This is a genomic window from Streptomyces sp. PA03-6a, assembly GCF_033792765.1.
In the GTDB taxonomy this organism is placed as follows: domain Bacteria; phylum Actinomycetota; class Actinomycetes; order Streptomycetales; family Streptomycetaceae; genus Actinacidiphila.
The window spans coordinates 1-894 of record NZ_JARAVK010000584.1 but is presented as its reverse complement, the minus strand read 5'-3'; the positions used below and the strand labels follow the sequence as shown (position 1 = coordinate 894).

1 pseudogene is annotated in these 894 nt (G+C 77.2%); it reads right to left on the bottom strand.

Annotation, left to right across the window (positions count from 1 at the left end):
* Positions 1-593 (bottom strand): annotated as a pseudogene (locus PV350_RS46735) (hypothetical protein); the annotation flags it as partial.
* Between the last annotated feature and the right edge of the window lie 301 nt (positions 594-894).

Sequence of the window (894 nt, the reverse complement as noted above, 5' to 3'; positions counted from 1 at the left end):
GGTTCGTCCATGCCGCCGTCGGAAGGGTGGCGGGGGACGACCAGGTCCAGCAGCGAGTCGGGGCCGATCTTGTTGCCGGACAGGATGCCGGTGGGCGGGGCGCCCGCGGACGGCGCGGGGACATCGGGCCGGCTACGGCGGGCGGACCCGCCCGCGCGGGGTGCGGGCGGCGCGTACGGGGTGGCGTCCGGCCGCCGCGGCGCCGGTGCCCGTGCCGACGGCTGCTTGCCGCGCAGGCCCAGCAGGTCGCCCACCGCGCCGAGCAGCCCGCCCGACGGCTGCTGCGGGGCCGCGCGCTGGGACGGTACGGGGCTCGGGCCGGCGCCCCTCGGGGTGCCTCCGGGCGAGACGTCGAGCGAGCCGCGGACCGGGAGCGGGGCCTGCGCCTCGACGCCGACGTGGAGCCCGCCCCGGGCGTGGTTCCTGGCTTTGCCGGTCGCGGTGCCGGTGCCGGTGCCGTGCACGGTGGGGTTGCGGGCCTGGTAGAGGCCGTCCAGTACGTCGCACACGGCCTCGCCCGCGCTGCGGTAGCCCTCGGCGGACTTCGCGGTGCCGTCGCCCTTGGGGGCGCCGGCGTCGTGGGCCATGGCCATGGGTGCCATCGGCTGCAGTCCGCCGGCGAGCAGCGCCCCGCCGACCGGGAGGGCACCGATGGCCCGCAGCCGTACGGCCCGGTTGCGGACGGCCGAGCGGACCGCTGGGGTGCCCGCACCGTCCTGACCTGGGGCGTCCTGACCTGGGGCGTCCTGACCTGAGGCGGAGCCCGTGGCCGTGGGCGGCGCCTCAGGTCAGGAGGCCCCAGGTCAGGCCGCCCCAGGTCAGTACGGTGGGGCAGCCCCCGGCTCCTATAACCAATTTCCGAGCCCACAGACCCTCCCTCAAACTCAATAAACG